Genomic DNA, 15631 nt, shown 5'->3' on the forward strand with positions numbered 1-15631 from the left:
ACGCCGCCATGTCCAGCCGCGAAATTTTCGCCAACATGCTTATCGTCGCGCTGTTCCTGGCGATTCCGCTGGGGGCAGTGCTTTTGGACGAGCCTTTCCACCTGACGCTCGCCACGCGCATCGCCGTGCTGGCGCTGGCGGCGACGGGGCTCAACATCGCGCTCGGCCTCGGCGGGCTGGTGTCGTTCGGCCATGCCGCTTTCTTCGGCCTCGGCGGCTACACCGCCGGCATCATCGCCTCGCATGCCCTCAACGTGGAGCCGCTGGCCCTCGGCCTGCCCGCCACCCAGTCCATGCCAGTCATCGCGCTGGTGGCAGTCGCGGTCGCAGCACTCGTGGCGCTGCCGATCGGCGCGATCAGCCTGCGCACCTCCGGCGTCTATTTCATCATGATCACGTTGGCCTTCGCGCAGATGATCTACTTTTTTGCTGTCTCCTGGCCGGCCTATGGCGGCGAAGACGGGCTGCCGATGACGCTGCGCAACGCTTTTCCGGGCGTCAATACGTCCAAGCCGCTGCCATTTTTTCTCGTCTGCCTCGCCGTGCTCGCCGTGGCCCTCCTCCTTTTCTGGCTGATCCGCGGTTCGCGTTTCGGCGCTGCCCTGCAGGCCGGTCGGCAGAACCCAACGCGGCTCGCAGCCGTCGGCATCTCGCCGTTCGGCATACGCCTCGCCGCCTTCGTGATCTCGGCGATGGTCGCGGCCCTTGCCGGTGTGCTGTTCGCCAATCTCAGCCGCTTCGCCAGCCCGTCCATGCTGTCCTGGCAGATGTCGGGCGAACTCATCGTGCTGATCGTTCTGGGCGGCAAGGACCGGCTGCTCGGGCCGCTGGCCGGCGCCATGCTCTACGTCTTCTTCGAATACATGCTGGGCGGGCTCACCGAGCGCTGGCAGTTCTTCCTCGGCCTCATCCTGCTCGGCGTCGTTTTGTTCGCGCGCGGCGGGCTGCTGGGGCTCCTGGCGGGGAGGCCGCGCCATGGCTGAGCCGGTGCTGGAGATCCGCGACCTGCGTAAGAATTTCGGCGCGCTGAAGGCGACCGACGGCGTGACGCTCGACGTGCGGCCGGGCGAAATCCACGCGCTCATCGGCCCCAACGGCGCCGGCAAGAGCACGCTGATACACCAGATCTGCGGCACCTTCCCGCCCGACAGCGGCGCGATCCGCCTGCTCGGAGAGGACCTCGCGGGTATCGGCATGGCCGGGCGAGCGCGGCTCGGGCTTGGTCGCAGCTTCCAGATATCCTCGCTAGCCCCGGAATTCTCCGCGCTGCAAAACGTCATGCTGGCGGTGCAGGCGCGCCAGGGGTCCAGCTTCCGCTTCTTCCGGCCGGTGATGGGCGACCGGGCGCTGATTGAGCCCGCGCGTGCGATGCTGGAGCGTGTCGGACTTTCCGCCCGCACCGACGTGCCCGCTGCGAAATTGTCGCATGGCGAGCGCAGGCAGCTCGAGGTCGCGGTAGCTCTGGCGCTGGGGCCGAAGATTTTCCTGCTCGACGAACCGATGGCCGGCATGGGGCCGGAAGGCTCAAAAAGCCTGACGAAATTCCTCGACGGCCTGCGTCGTGAAGCGCCGATCCTGCTGGTCGAGCATGACATGGACGCCGTCTTCGCGCTCGCCGACCGCGTATCCGTGCTGGTCTACGGACGCATCATCGCCACCGGTCCGGTCGACGATATCCGCCGCGATCCGGAAGTGCGCCGCGCCTATCTCGGAGACGCGGCATGAGCTTGCTCAGTGTCGTCGGTCTCGAAACTTTTTACGGCGCCTCGCAGGCGCTGTTCGGCGTGACGCTCGAGGTTGGTGAGGGCGAGGTGGTTGCCCTTATGGGCCGCAACGGCATGGGTAAGACCACTGCCATCCGCTCCATCCTTGGCCTGGAGCGGCCGCGGCGCGGCACCGTCCATTTTGCGAGCCAGCCCATCGCCGGCATGCGGCCGCACCGCATCGCACGGCTCGGCATCGGCTTGGTGCCGGAAGGCCGCCGCTGTTTTCCAAACCTCACCGTGCTGGAAAACCTGGTCGCCGCCGCGCGCGCCGGCGACTGGACAGTCTCGCGCATCGTCGATCTCTTCCCGCGCCTCGGCGAGCGTCGCGGCCAATATGCCAGCACGCTGTCCGGCGGCGAACAGCAGATGCTCGCCATCGGCCGGGCGCTGATGACCAATCCGCGCCTGCTCATCCTCGACGAGGCGACCGAAGGCCTGGCGCCCGTCATCCGCCAGGATATCTGGGCGGCGATCCGCACGCTGAAGGGCAGGGGGCAGTCCATCCTGGTGGTCGACAAGACCCTGTCCGAACTGTTGCCGGTCGCTGACCGCTGTTTCGTTCTGGAAAAAGGCGCCACGGTGTTTTCCGGCCCGCCGACCGCGCTGACAGGGGAGCTTCAGGACCGATATCTGGGGGTGTGAGAGTGGGAGCCGGACCGTCGCCGCCCCTCGTCTCCCTGCAAGTACAAAGGAAACAGATCGATGCCCGCGCTCACCCTCTACGACTATTTCCGCTCGTCAGCCGCCTATCGGGTCCGTATCGCGCTCCGGCTGAAGGGCCTGTCCTACGACCAGATCCCCATCCATCTCGTGCGCAACTGCGGCGAACATCTGTCGGAGGCTTATCGCGCCATCAACCCGCAGCGCCGCGTGCCGGCGCTGGCGGTGGGGGAGGAAATCCTCATCCAGTCGCCGGCGATCCTCGAATGGCTGGAGGAAACGTTTCCCGAACCTTCGCTGCTTCCGTCCGATCCGTTTGCCCGGGCGCACTGCCGCGCCATAACGTCGATTGTCGCCTGCGACATTCACCCGCTTAACAATACCGGCACGATAAAATATCTGCGCCAGAATCTCGGCTGCGATCAGCCCACCATCGATGCCTGGTACGCGCACTGGATCCGCCAAGGTTTTGAGGCGATCGAAACGATGATCGAACCGAAACCCTTCGCCCTGGGCGACACCGTCACGCTCGCCGACCTCTTCATCGTGCCGCAGGTCTTCAATGCCCGGAGGTTCTCGGTGCCGCTCGACGCCTTTCCGAAGATCGTCGCGGTGGCCGATGCCTGCGCCACGCTGCCGGCCTTCCGCGACGCCGCGCCGGCAAACCAGCCGGACGCGGAATGATCAAGGCTGCCGCGCTGGCTGGTCTTTTCAAGCGCCCGGCATCAGCCGCCGACCTCGACGAGCAGATTGCCTTTGGTGTCCATTTGCCCGCGCTGGCCGTCAACGAGCAGGATGGTTGTCGTCGGCATTTCGAGCAGGGCCGGGCCGGTCAGTTCGCTGCCGGCTCCGAGCCCGTCTATGTCATAGACCGGCAGGTCGCGCAGTTGACGCCCGAGATAGACATTTCGTCGCGACTTCTCACGCGGCTTCGCGCGCTTGCCTTCGAGAATTGCGCCCTGGCGAAGACTGCCGCCGGTGTCGCCGATCGCGCGCACCTTCCAGGTGGTGAACTCGACCGTGTCGGCCTCGTCCTTGATCGTGTAGATGCGCTCGTGCTGGTCGTGGAACGCCTTCGTGAGCCCCGGCAGCGACGTTTTGCCGAGCTTGCCGTCCGGCATGTCGAACGGCACCTCGATGTCCCAGGACTGGTAGAGATAGCGCCCCTGGAAGGCGAATTCGAAGCGCTGCGCGGCAGGCGCCACGCCGGAGCGCTTGAGGAACGCCGCGCCGCGCTTCTTCAGCGATGCGAGCAGCTTGTTGACGCCGGCCAGGTCGAAATTCTTGTCGGTGGTGTTCAACGTGCCCGTCTCTTCCCAGCGCACGTCTGAGATCAGTCCGCCATAGGCGCTGAGCCCCGCCGCGAAGCGCGGGATCATGAAACTCTTCACGCCGAGGATGCGCGCCATGTCGCTGATATGGCAGGCGGTCGCGCCGCCGCCGCTGACGACATAACTGTCGCGCGGGTCTATGCCTTCGTTGACGGTGATGTCCTCGATCGCGCCGATCATGTTGTGGTTTGTGGTTGTGTAGATGGCGTAGGCGGCTTCCAGCAGGCCGAGGCCTAGTTTCTTGGCAATCTTGCCGATCGCGGCTTCCGCCTTGGCGCGGTCGAGTTTGATGCGGCCGCCGAGGAAATAATCCGGATCGATGATGCCGAGTACCACGTTGGCGTCAGTCACCGTCGGCTCCGTGCCGCCACGTCCGTAGCAGGCGGGACCGGGCACGGCGCTGGCGCTGTGCGGGCCGACGCGCAGCAGGCCGCCGGCATCCACCCAGGCGATCGAGCCGCCGCCGGCGCCGACCGAACGCACGTCGATCTTCGGGATGCCCAGCATCTCCATGCCGAAGGTGGCTTCCGGCGTGACCACCAGATGCCGGTTGCGCAGCGCCGACACGTCGAATGTGGTGCCGCCCATGTCGACGACGATGACGTTGGGCGCGGTGGTCAGGCTGATCGCGGCGATCGGCGCCAGGGTCGGGCCGGACATGACACTGTAGATCGGCCGCGCCACGATCTCCTCCGGCGGCATCATGCCGCCGACGCAGTTGGCGATCAAAAGTTCGCCGCCATAGCCCGCCCCTTTCAGCGCCTTGGTCAGGTTGCCGACATATTCGCTGACGATCGGATAGAGCGAGGCGTTGATGGCGGTCGAGATGGTGCGGCGGTATTCGCGCGGGATCGGGTTCAACTCGTGGCTGAGCGTCACCGGGATGCCCGGCAGCTCCTCGGCAAGGATCTCGCGCACCCGCCGCTCGTGTGACGGGTTGACGATCGACCACAGCAGGCAGACGCCGACCGCCTCGACGCCACAGGCCTTAAGATGCTTCGCCGCCGCGCGCACGTCCTCGTCGGAGATCGGCTCGATCTCATTGCCCATGGAATCGATGCGGCCGCGCACCTCGCAGGTGCGGCTGCGGTGGATGTAGGGGGGCGGAAAATCGATCTTGATGTTGAAGGCGCGCTTTCGCGGGGATTCGCGCAGCGTCAGGATATCGGGATGGCCGGCGTTGCAGATCAGCCCGGTCGGCGCGACCTTGCCCTCGACCAGCGCATTGGTTGACACGGTGGTGCCGTGGACGATCATGTCGGTCTTGGCGAGGAAATCGGCGAGTGTCAGGCCATGGCTTTTCGCGGCGACTTCCAGCACGTCGAGAAAGCCGCGCTCGAATTTTCCGGGGGTGGTCGGCGATTTGTGGATTTCGAGATCAGCCCCCTCGCGATGGAGCACGAGGTCGGTGAAGGTTCCACCGATATCGATGCAGGCGACGAACATTTTTCTCGCTATCCCTGTTGTGTGAGTGTTTCGGCCTTGCACGATGCGCGACGGCGGGGCAGGCCGATCTCAAAATCGCCGAGCAGGCCGGCCGGTCGCCGCACCAGGATTGCCAGCAGGATCACCGCCAATGCGATTTCCTGGAGGCCGGGCGGTGCCGCTATCGTCGTGTCGCCGACCGTGAATCCGCGCTCGATGCCGCGAAAAAGTTCCGACACGATGGAGACGAGCGCCACGCCGACGAAGGCGCCGGTGAGGCTGCGCATTCCGCCGGCGACCAGCATGGTCAGGGTGACAAAGGTGAGGTCGAGATAGAATGTGTTGGCGGTGATCGTGCCGATGAAATGGCTGAACAGCACGCCGCCGGCCGCCACGATCATGGCGCTGAGCACGAAGGCTATCAGCCGCTCGCGCTCCAGGTCGATGCCGGTCGCGGCCGCCGCCACCTCGTTCTCGCGCGAGCATCGCAGCAAGAGACTATGCCGGGTCATGCCGTAGAGGGCTGCGGCGAGGATGGCGAGCGACGCGCCGCCGAAGGCGACCCATAGCCCGGTGTAGCGTGGCAGGCCGACCAGCGCCTGTCGGCCGCCGGTGACCTCCTTGAGGTTGGAGGCGATGACATAGGTGATGATCAGCACGGCAAAGGTCGCCATCGGCAGCGCGATTCCCCGCAGCCGGCAGAGCGGCCAGCCGATCAGCAATGCCAACAGGCCGACGGTTACGAGTACGACGAGAAGTGCCACGGGCCACGGCAGTTGCAGCGCCTCGAGGAAGCCGGGCAGGTCGAGCAGCGTCTCCTTGCGCGCCGGCGTCAGCGTCAGGATCGCCGACATGTAGCCGCCGATCGCCATGAAGGCGACGTGGCCGAAGGAGAATACGCCGGAATTGCCGACGAACACGAACAGGCCGACCACGACCACCAGCTTGATCATCGCTTCGACGATGGTGCGCTGCATGGCCGGCGGCGTCAGCGTGGCCAGCAGCGCCACCACGAGCAGCGCCGCGATCAGGATGAGGGCGGTCTGGAGCGGTCGAAACGCGGGGTTGCTGAGCATGGCTACACCCGCTCCCTGTCGGCACGGCTCTTCAGCAGGCCCTCGGGCCGCCAGAACAGGAAGAGGATGAAGATCAGGAACACGAAGGCGTCGCGGTAGGGCCGCAGCTCGACCGGCAGGTAGGCTTGCAGCGAGACCGATATGATGCCGACAAGGAAGCCGCCGAGCGCTGCGCCCGCGATGGAGCCCATTCCGCCGACGACCGACGACACGAAGGCGATCAGCACCATCGAGACGCCCATCTTGTAGGAGACGCTGCCGGTCTGGGCGACGAGGTAGAAGGAGACCATGCAGGCAAGCACCCCGGAAATCGCAAAGGCGAAGGCGATAACGCGGTTTGCTTTCACCCCGACGAGGCGCGCCATGTTGAAGTCTTCCGCCGCGGCTCGCATCTGCAGGCCTATCCGTGACAGCCGGAAGAAGGCGACCAGCCCGCCCATCAACAGAAGGGTTACAACGATGGTGACGATCTGCAGGCGCGGTACCCTCAGCCCGCCGAACTCGACGCTGGTCGCGAGCTCCGCGAGGAACGGCACGCCCATGGCACGCGAGCCGTAGAGCATCAGTACGACGTGCTGGACGAAATAGGAGACCGCGAAAGAGGCGATCAGCAGCGTCGCCGGGTTCGCCTTGCGCAATGGCCGGAAGGCGACACGCTCCATGCCGAGCGCCAGGATGGACGTGACGATCAGTGCGGCGAGGATCAGTACGAGCAGCGGTTGGCCGACCAGCGAATAGAGCGTGAAGCCGCCGGCCATGATCAGCTCGCCATGGGCGAAATTGATCAGCCGCATGATCGAGAAGATCAGGCCGATGCCAAGTGCCGCCAGCGCGTAGACCGCGCCGAGGCTGATGGCGTCGATGGCGTTCTGCAGGAAATTCATGGCGCGCCCGCTCCCGCCGACACGCCGAAATAGGCGGCGTCGAAGGCCGCTGTTCCCTTCAGCTCGCCAGAAGTTCCCGACATGGCGATGACGCCGGAATTCAGCACATAGATGCGGTCGGCGACCGAAAGCGCGCGCGAAGCGTTCTGCTCGACAACCAGCACCGTGACGCCAGAGGCCCGCAAATTCTGGATCGCCTCGTAGACCTGGCCGACGACGATCGGCGCAAGGCCGAGCGAAGGCTCGTCGAGCAGCAGCAGGCGCGGCCTAGCCAGCATGGCGCGGCCGATGGCCAGCATCTGCTGTTCGCCGCCGGAGAGCTTGTTGGAGCGCTGGCGGTAGCGGTCCTTCAGCACCGGGAACATGGTGAGCACCCGGTTGATGTCGCGGGCGATCTCGGCGCGGTCGTGGCGCACCGTCGCGCCGAGCGCCAGGTTCTCGGCGACGCTCAGCGATCCGAAAATGTGCCGCCCTTCCGGCACCAGCGAGAGGCCGGCGGCGACCAGCGCCTCGGGCTGCATCTGCCCCGAAATATGGCCGGCAAAGATGACGCTGCCGGAGCGCGGCCGCACCATGCCGGCCGCCGTCAGGAGCAGCGTCGACTTGCCGGCACCGTTGGGTCCGATGACCGCAACGATTTGCCCCTCGGCCACCTCCAGCGAGATGCCGCGCAGGGCAACGATGTTGCCGTAGTTCACGTGAAGATCGGTGATCTCAAGCATCACGCGACCTCCTCGCCGAGATAGGCGGTACGCACTTTCGGATCGGAGCGGATCTCGGCCGGGCTGCCGATCGCCAGCGTGGCGCCGAGCCGCAAGACCTGGATGCGATGACAGAGTTCGAACACAAGCGACATGCGGTGCTCGATGAACAGCACGCCGCAGGCGAGTTTTTGGGTGATGCCGTTGATGATGTCGCGGAGGTCGCGGCATTCGGCGTCGTTGAGGCCGGCCGCCGGCTCGTCCATCAGCAGGAAGCGCGGCCGCATGGCGATCGCGCGGGCGATGCCGACGCGGCGCTCCTCGCCGAACGGCAAGGTGCCCACCTGCCGATGCAACTTCGCCGTCAGCGCCATCTCGCCGAGAATCCTTTCCGCCTCATTGCGCGCTTCGGCGCGGCTGAGGCCGATGGCGACGCCGCCTGCCTCGACATTCTCCAGGGCCGAAAGCCCCGCGAAGGGCAGCACGCTCTGAAACGTGCGCACCAGCCCGCGGCGGCTGCGGATATGCGGTTTCCAGCCGTGCAAATCCTCGCCGTTCAAATGGACGCTGCCCCGCGTCGGCTCCTGGAAGCCGGTCAGCACGTTGATCAGCGTCGTCTTGCCGGCGCCGTTGGGGCCGATCAGGCCGAGAATCTCGCCGGGCTTCAGCACGAGGCTGACGTCGTCGATCGCCCGCAGACCCTGGAAGTCGACGGTGACGTTGCGGACTTCAAGAAGAGCGCCGGCCCGATCGGCCGGCGAAACCACCGACATGACGAAGCCTGCCGGGAACTATTTCGGCATCTGCTCGGCGCGGATCACGCCGACGACATTGCCCGGCTTGCCGCCCTTCACCTCCAGCAGGATCAGGTCGCGCTGCATGTTGATGTGGGTTTCCTTGGTAAAGCTCGTCGGGCCGGTGATCAGCGGCTCGTTGACGAAGGTTTCCAGCGTCTCGCGCACCTTGTCGGTGTCGAAGGTACCGGCCTTCTCGACCGCTTTCGACCAGCCCTGGATGACGCTGTAGCCGGTCAGGGCGTGCGAGGTGACGGGGGCGGCGCCATACTTCGTCTTGAACTTGTCCATGAAGGTGGCGACTTCCGGACGCGGATCGTTGCCGAACACCGAGCCGTAGGTCACCAGATACGCATCGCTGAGATTGGGCACGGCCTCCAGCCAGTAGTCGCCATCCCAGGATTCGGACAGGACCAGCGGCTGGTTGACGCCGGCGGCGCGCAACTGGCGCATGGCGCTGGAGCCGCCCGGCGGGAAGGAGGCCAGCACCATCACGTCGGGCTGTTTCGGCAGCGCCTTGATACGGGTGATCTGGCTGGCGATCTGCGGATCCTCGCCGCCGAACGTGTCCTTGCCGAGCAGCCCGTCGGCGCCGGCAAGCTCCTTCCACCGCCGCTCGAAGGCGTCGGCGAAGCTGGCGTCGAAGGCGATGGTGGTGTCGAGCAGGATGTAGGCCGTCTTCCAGCCCTGCTTGTTGTAGGCCCATTCGGCCAGCGCGACGGCCTGGCCCGGCGAGCCGGTCGACATGGTGAAGGCGTTGGGGCCGATGCCGGACGGACCGAATTTGGGGTCGCCGGCGCAGGTGGAGAAGGCGATCAAATTGGCGCCGTCGGCAACCGAGGCGGCCGCGCCACCGTAGTCGTAGTCGCAGGTCACCACGACCATGCCGGCGCCCTGGTCGATGACGTTCTGCGCCGCGGTGGCGCCATAGGCGATGTCGGACTTTGTGTCCGAATAGATGATCTTCAGCGGCCGGCCGAGCAGGCCGCCCTTGGCGTTGATCTCCTCGATGGCGATTTCCATCGCCTTCGCCGGGCCTTCGTCATAGGGCGCGATCGCGCCGCTCTGGGCTATCGCCGCGCCGATCACGAAGGGCTCCTGCGCCTGTGCGGCCGTCGCCATGCCGGCGGCAAGAAGCAGGCCGCTCAATCCCAAAGTCCGGTAGTTTTTCACGCCGTTCCCCTTTGTCGCTTTTTATGATCCTGGCAGTTACTGCGTCTGGCCGCGCAGGTTTTGGGTGGCGGCCATATCCACCTCGAAGTCGATGCCGTTGGCGGTCAGGCGAACCGCCACGCCGAACACCTCCTTGGCGGCGGCCGCGCTCAGCCATTTGCGGTTGACGTCCTCGACCACGTGCTCAGGCTCGCGTTTGCGCGGATCGCCATAGCCGCCGCCCGCAGCCGAACGATACCCCACGGCCTCGCCGTCGGCGATCGAGCCGCTGAAGAAATCGGTCAGGCGCTCGACGGTGCCGTCGCCCTTGTGCCGCCAGGTGCCGCAATGGGCGCCGGGCTGGCCGCCGAGCACGCCCTTGGCCGGAAACGTGCCGCCGTCGCCGCAGACATAAAGCGTCATGCCGCCGGTCAGGGAGCGATAGCTGCCCTTCACGGCCGGCGCGCCGTTCCACTGGCCGAAACCCATGGAGTCCTCGCAGATGCGCCGCTCCTCGACCAGGATCGGATAGGTGGCCTCGTCGACCTCGACGGAATCGGTGACCATGATGCCGTTGCCCACCGAGCACTCATAGGTCAGCCAGCCGTCGTGGCCGTGGTTGGCGGGGCCGCCGGACAGCGCCATCATCAATTGCGTGATGTATTCGACCGGCTGCTCCCGCCTTTTGTCGATGCCCGAGACCACGCCAAGGGCGGCCGAAAAATTGCCGCCGCCCTCGGCCATGCCGTAGGGTGCGCCCATTTCCGAAAAGGCGCATTGCACGGCGTTGGCAAGGCGCTCGTTGACGTTGCTGGTGGCGCAGGACGTGCCGATCGGATGGCTCGGGCGCCCGACCACGCAATTGTCGCGCAGCAGCGGCACGATGCGGCTCGAACTGCCCTCATTGTGCGGCACGCCGGCATCGAGATTGTAGTAAACGCCGATGCGGCAGGAGGCGACGGCGCAGGCTTCCGTGAGGTTCAGGCCGCCCGGCACGCAATCCGGGTTGTCGCGCACGTCGACGGTGATCAGCCCCTTCTTCGGATCGACTGTCACCTTGGCCTTGATCGGAATGCCCTCGTCGGCGACGCCCGCGACCGGGTCGTGCCGGACTTCATAGGTATAGGTGCCGGCCGGCAGCGTTTTGATCGCGGCAATGGCGCGGCGCTCGCCATAGTCCATCCAGGCCTCGACGAAGGCGCGGATTGTCTCGATGCCGTATTGCCCGACCAGTTCTTTCAGCCGCCGCTCGCCGGTGCGACAGGCGCCGACCTGGGCGCGGTAATCGCCGTACCAGATGTTGCTGACGCGGATTTTCTGCAGCCCGATGCGGATCAGGTCTTCCTTGTCCTTAAAATTCTCCTGGATCCGCACGCAGGGGAAATGCACGCCTTCCTGGTAGATCGTCGCGGCGAAGGGCAGGTAGGTCGATGGTTCCGGCGCGCCGATGTCGGCGTGGTGCGAGCGCGAAAGCGTCCAGAACAGTGGCACGCCGTCGAAGAAAACTGGCACGCTCAGCGTCAGGTCGGCGTGGTGGGTGACGCCGTAGAACGGGCTGTTGTTCAGGAAGGCGTCGCCCTCCTTCACGTCGTCGAATAGTTCGGTGATCGGTTTTGTGGTCAATTCCAGCGCGTTGACGTGGATCGGCAGCGCTTCCTCGACCGAGACCAGCCGGTGGTCGTAGGTGAGGATGCCGCAGGACATATCGCGTGCGTTCTTGATCACGCTGGAGCGGCTGGCCTTCATGACCGTGTTGGTCATTTCGCGGATGATGGATTCGAAGCGGCTCGACAGGACCGCGAGCAAAACCGGATCCAAGCCCGCAACGTCCTTGCCTTTGCCCGACCGCTTCATCACACCATCCGAAATGGAGTTTTGAGCGACGCCATTCAGGCGTCGCCTATTCCGGCAGCACACCGTAAAATGAATATGAAGTCAATATCATTTTTGTGATCGACTGAGGCGAACGCATTGTGTTTCGGACGGGCAGGACGGAACGGTCGCGGCAGCGTTTAGGCGCCGGAAGGGGATGTGTTTCGATTTGGGGGTCCAAAAGGGGGGAGGCGGACTCGGCGTCGATGTTTTTACAGATTGGTTATGCGCTCTCCCAAGACGACCAGTTGCTACGAACTGACGCGAGTCGATCTTCCGATGATCCTTTTCGATCTTGAAAGTGAGGGAACATCTCAATTCCCCATTCCGTCTGCTCGATGAAGTGGGTCACGGCATCCGCTTGAGAGAACCCGAAGCGTCTCTCAAGTTCGCCGATAGTTTCGCTATCACTAGCGTGGATCAGCTCGGCTGCCTGCTCACACATCATGATCGAATGCGCCATCCCGGCGACGGCAGCTTGTTGAATACGGTCGTTGCCCAAATCTGTCCGATCTCTCTTTTTGCGGACACAATATGCCTATACGGACTGATGTGACGCAATGTCTGCGATCGGTGGTTAGCTGCCACGCGGGCACATTAGACCTCGATCAGGATTGCGGCAGGCCAACTGCCAAGTGGCTGCGTAGGCACAACCCGATAGGACAAGGTGCGAACCAGTCAAGCTGCGAATGGTGCATTCATGCTTGCGAGAGTATTTGGGAGAGGTGAGGAACCCGTCACTCGGCCAGTAAACGCCCTGAGATCTTGGTTTCGCACTGTCGTCCTCGATTATGAGATTGGTTCCGTAAGTGAGGAAGCTGCTTAAGCCGGTTCGCCCTTCACCTTTGCCAAAGACACCGGAAAGGAGCCTCCCATATTCACCAAAGCACAAAAGGTTAGATCCAACTGACCCGTCGTCGGGTTTCGTCTCGGCCCTCCAGCAACCGCTCATGCCGCTGGCGTAGTGGCTATTCGAACGTGGTACGCAGCCTGCGACGACGATGGCCACCGCAGTGACTACAGCGAACTCGTGCGGCCTCATTGTAGCCCTCGAAGCGAAAACGCCGAAGATAGTAGAAGTGTCCATGTCCGCAATGGGGGTCGTTACCGGACATTCAATCTGGGCACGAGCAAGAATCGGGTTGTATTCGCACCCGCATTGCATGACATCCTTGGCAGACGAAAAGGAGGCCATGCCATGGGCCAGACAACGCAACACTACGCCATCTTCGAAACCGCCAACGGGTTCTGCGGGATTGCCTGGACAGGCGAGGGCGTCAGCCGCTTCCAATTGCCGACCAGCACGCCCGACGCCGCGGAACGCATGATGCTGCGTCGCCTGCCGGATGCCGAGAAAGCCGCACCGAACGCGGAGATCGCCAGGACGATAGAGGCTGCAAAGCGCTATTTTGCGGGCGAGGTGGTCGACTTCTCCGAAATCCGCCTCGATCTCGGCGACCAGGAAGCGTTCTTCGGAAAAATCTATGATGCGCTGCGGCAGGTCGGCTGGGGCCACACGACGACCTACGGCACGCTGGCGAAACAGCTCGGCGCCGGGCCGGAAGCGGCGCGCGACGTCGGCCAGGCTATGGCCAAAAACCCCGTGCCGCTGATCATCCCTTGCCACCGCGTGCTGGCGGCCGGCGGCAAGGTCGGTGGATTTTCGGCTCCCGGCGGCGCGACGTCAAAAGTGCGGATGCTGGAGTTGGAAGGCGTTCATATCGAGCAGGCGCAGCCTGCAAAGCCCGCGCAGAAGGCGCAGCAGTCGTTCGGGTTTTGAGGCGGATGATTGGAGAATGTTTGGGTGCGTCCTTCGAGGCTCGCCCTTCGACATCTGCGCCAACCTTTCGACCGTTAGCGAGGGCGAGCACCTCAGGATGAGGGAGGCCGTTCCTGCATCATCCTTCAACGTCGCGCTCAGTCTCTTGCTTGCCTGATTTCGCCGGCAGACTTGTACAGTCACAACAGCGACATTTCCGCGGCGCAGCTTAATTCCGCCGTTCGGCACTACAGGCGTGACACTGAAGGTTGGCCTGCAGGCACGACCTTCCTTATTCTGAGGTGCTCGCCTCCATGGGCTTCGAAGATTGGCGCAAACGAAGATGGGCGAGCCTCGAAGGACGCACCCTTTGGTGTCAATAAATTGAGTCTCAGCCCGCGTGCTTGGCCTCATGGTCGAGCAGCCAGCGTTTTCGTTCTATGCCGCCGGCGTAGCCGGTCAAGTCGCCGTTGGAGCCGACCAGCCTGTGGCAGGGAACGACGATGCTGAAGGGATTTGCGCCATTCGCATGGCCGACGGCGCGCGGCGCGGACGGCCTGCCGATGCTCGTCGCCAGTCCGGAATAGGTGAGCGCGCGCCGCGGCGCGATCTTGCGCAGTGCCGTCCAGACCGATTGCTGAAATGGCGTTCCGCCATAGTTGACCGGAGTATCGTCGATCGCGCCGACATCGCCGGCGAAATAGGCCTCCAAGGCAGATTTGGCGCTGCCGGAAGTCTGGGCGCTCTCCAGCCTGTATCGTCCGGCACCCAGCCGGCGGTCGAGCAGCAGGTAAAACCTTTCCTCGCAATCGGCGAATTCGACGGCCCGCAACGCTCCGTCCGGATCGGCAGCGAGCAGCATGTCGCCGAGCGGTGTCGCCATGCGTTCGAGGGTCAATTGCAAAATCATCGAGATCACTTCGCGTCGTGAAAGATGATGCCGAGCGTGTGGCGCCGGCCGGAACGAAGCCGGCTTACCCCATGCCGCAGATTGACGCGATAGTTGCCTCGCGTGCCTTGGACGGGACGGTTGTGGACGGCGAACGCCACCGCGTCGCCTTGCCTCAGAGGAACCACTTCGGCGCGGCTCTGCATGCGCGGCCGCTGTTCTGTCAGCACGAACTCGCCGCCGGAAAAATCGCGGCCGGGTTCCGACAGCAGCACCGCAACCTGGATCGGGAAGGCCAGGTCGCCATAGAGATCCTGATGCAGCGCGTTGAAGTCGCCGGGGCCATATTGCAGCAGCAGCGGCGTCGGCCGTTTTTGGCCCGCGTCGTGGCAAAGGCGCAGGTAATCCTGGTGCTCGTCGGGATAACGGATCTTGTCGCCCATGCGTTCGTTCCATTGATTGGCGACGGGCGCGAGGCGGGCGTAGAGCGAGGTTCTCAGCTCTTCCAGCAGGCCGGGGAGGGGATAGCGGAAGTAGCGGTATTCGCCCTTGCCGAAGCCATGCCGGGCCATGATGACATGGCTGCGGAAATGCTCCTCATGCGGATAGAGCGCGGCGAACATCTCGCATTGTTGCGGGTTCAGCAGTCTTTCAATCACTGCGCAGCCATAGGCATTGAGGTCGTCTCCGAGCGCCTGCCAGTCGTAGTCGTCGACACGTTGCGCGGCGTCGGCCATGGCAGGTTCCGACGGAAGAATCTTTGCCTCGGCGTTCATGAAAAATCTCCTCGTCAAGGGCAACCGCATCTGAGACGTCGCAGCGGCTGCTTCCGCATCGAAGTAGTCAGAACGGACTGCACAGCGCCACCCGATTCCGGAATCTCTCGAATGCCGGAATCCGGCGAGACTGTCGGCAGGCAATTGCCGACCTAAATGGATGCGGAAGGATTGAGCGCCCGACGGCGTTTATTTGGGTATGAGCAGAGGGAGTTCGTGATGATCCGGTGCATTCTCGTCGCCGTCGCCCTCCTCCTCGCGACGGAGGCACAGGCGATTTCCCGGTTCTCATCCAACCGGATGAGCTGCGCGAGCGTGCAGCAGAGGATCGTCGGCGAAGGCGCGGCCATCGTCAGCTACACTTCCAGGCGAGGCAATCCGCTTTACGATCGTTTTGTTCGCAATGCCCAATTCTGCCAGGTCGGAGAAGTCACGGATTACGCCTACATCACCGCCGCCGATACGAAATCCTGTCCGGTTCTGCGCTGTGAGGAATTCGAGTCGCAGTTCGACTCCAGGTAAGGCGTGTGGCTGCCGGCGCGGCGG

The 15631-nt window shown here is 64.3% G+C and carries 16 protein-coding genes; 6 read left to right on the plus strand and 10 right to left on the minus strand.

The features are described from left to right. The first annotated feature begins 8 nt into the window (after positions 1-8). The 4 genes from ABMA59_RS00165 to maiA are packed head-to-tail and all read left to right on the plus strand — an operon-like array spanning position 9 to position 3110. Positions 9-983, plus strand: a complete 975-nt coding sequence (locus tag ABMA59_RS00165; RefSeq protein ID WP_349003270.1) for a branched-chain amino acid ABC transporter permease — start codon at positions 9-11, stop codon at positions 981-983. Next, complete coding sequence (locus ABMA59_RS00170; protein WP_349003271.1) at positions 976-1725, plus strand: ABC transporter ATP-binding protein; 750 nt, start codon at positions 976-978, stop codon at positions 1723-1725. The genes ABMA59_RS00165 and ABMA59_RS00170 overlap by 8 nt, the downstream gene beginning before the upstream one ends. Beyond that, entirely contained in the window at positions 1722-2408 is a 687-nt protein-coding gene (locus tag ABMA59_RS00175) for an ABC transporter ATP-binding protein (protein WP_349003272.1), read from the plus strand. Before ABMA59_RS00170 ends, ABMA59_RS00175 begins: the two co-directional genes overlap by 4 nt. 60 nt (positions 2409-2468) lie before the next feature. Then, positions 2469-3110, plus strand: coding sequence for a maleylacetoacetate isomerase (maiA, locus tag ABMA59_RS00180; RefSeq protein ID WP_349003273.1), 642 nt, complete (start codon positions 2469-2471; stop codon positions 3108-3110). A gap of 41 nt (positions 3111-3151) precedes the next feature. Here maiA and ABMA59_RS00185 read toward each other — a convergent pair whose 3' ends face one another. From ABMA59_RS00185 to ABMA59_RS00220, 8 genes are all read right to left on the minus strand, one after another. Further along, positions 3152-5203, minus strand: coding sequence for a hydantoinase/oxoprolinase family protein (locus tag ABMA59_RS00185; protein ID WP_349003274.1), 2052 nt, complete (start codon positions 5201-5203; stop codon positions 3152-3154). Between the two features lie 8 nt (positions 5204-5211). Next, complete coding sequence (locus ABMA59_RS00190; RefSeq protein WP_349003275.1) at positions 5212-6258, minus strand: branched-chain amino acid ABC transporter permease; 1047 nt, start codon at positions 6256-6258, stop codon at positions 5212-5214. 2 nt (positions 6259-6260) lie between these two features. Then, positions 6261-7142, minus strand: coding sequence for a branched-chain amino acid ABC transporter permease (locus ABMA59_RS00195; protein ID WP_349003276.1), 882 nt, complete (start codon positions 7140-7142; stop codon positions 6261-6263). Further along, entirely contained in the window at positions 7139-7864 is a 726-nt protein-coding gene (locus ABMA59_RS00200; RefSeq protein ID WP_349003277.1) for an ABC transporter ATP-binding protein, read from the minus strand. The genes ABMA59_RS00195 and ABMA59_RS00200 overlap by 4 nt, the downstream gene beginning before the upstream one ends. Next, positions 7864-8616: an ABC transporter ATP-binding protein gene (locus ABMA59_RS00205; protein ID WP_349003278.1), complete on the minus strand. Its 753-nt coding sequence runs from the start codon at positions 8614-8616 to the stop codon at positions 7864-7866. The genes ABMA59_RS00200 and ABMA59_RS00205 overlap by 1 nt, the downstream gene beginning before the upstream one ends. Before the next feature lie 18 nt (positions 8617-8634). Next, positions 8635-9810, minus strand: a complete 1176-nt coding sequence (locus ABMA59_RS00210; protein WP_349003279.1) for an ABC transporter substrate-binding protein — start codon at positions 9808-9810, stop codon at positions 8635-8637. 36 nt (positions 9811-9846) lie between these two features. Continuing rightward, the gene (locus tag ABMA59_RS00215) at positions 9847-11643 is read right to left on the minus strand and encodes a hydantoinase B/oxoprolinase family protein (protein ID WP_349003280.1); all 1797 of its coding nucleotides are present in this window, start codon (positions 11641-11643) and stop codon (positions 9847-9849) included. 241 nt (positions 11644-11884) lie between these two features. Then, a complete protein-coding gene (locus ABMA59_RS00220; protein WP_349003281.1) occupies positions 11885-12163 on the minus strand; it encodes a hypothetical protein in 279 nt (92 codons plus the stop codon). Positions 12164-12859: 696 nt separating this feature from the next. Between ABMA59_RS00220 and ABMA59_RS00225 the strand changes: the two genes are divergently transcribed. After that, entirely contained in the window at positions 12860-13441 is a 582-nt protein-coding gene (locus ABMA59_RS00225; protein ID WP_349003282.1) for a methylated-DNA--[protein]-cysteine S-methyltransferase, read from the plus strand. A gap of 370 nt (positions 13442-13811) precedes the next feature. Here the strand turns inward: ABMA59_RS00225 and ABMA59_RS00230 are convergent, their stop codons facing one another. Together ABMA59_RS00230 and ABMA59_RS00235 are read right to left on the minus strand one after the other, a co-directional pair. Continuing rightward, positions 13812-14318, minus strand: coding sequence for a methylated-DNA--[protein]-cysteine S-methyltransferase (locus ABMA59_RS00230; RefSeq protein ID WP_349003283.1), 507 nt, complete (start codon positions 14316-14318; stop codon positions 13812-13814). Positions 14319-14335: 17 nt separating this feature from the next. Then, entirely contained in the window at positions 14336-15085 is a 750-nt protein-coding gene (locus ABMA59_RS00235; protein ID WP_349003284.1) for a 2OG-Fe(II) oxygenase, read from the minus strand. 156 nt (positions 15086-15241) lie between these two features. Between ABMA59_RS00235 and ABMA59_RS00240 the strand changes: the two genes are divergently transcribed. Continuing rightward, positions 15242-15607, plus strand: coding sequence for a hypothetical protein (locus ABMA59_RS00240; protein ID WP_349003285.1), 366 nt, complete (start codon positions 15242-15244; stop codon positions 15605-15607). Positions 15608-15631: the final 24 nt, after the last annotated feature.

Origin of the sequence: Mesorhizobium yinganensis, assembly GCF_040081985.1 — a bacterium.
Taxonomy (GTDB): domain Bacteria; phylum Pseudomonadota; class Alphaproteobacteria; order Rhizobiales; family Rhizobiaceae; genus Kumtagia; species Kumtagia yinganensis.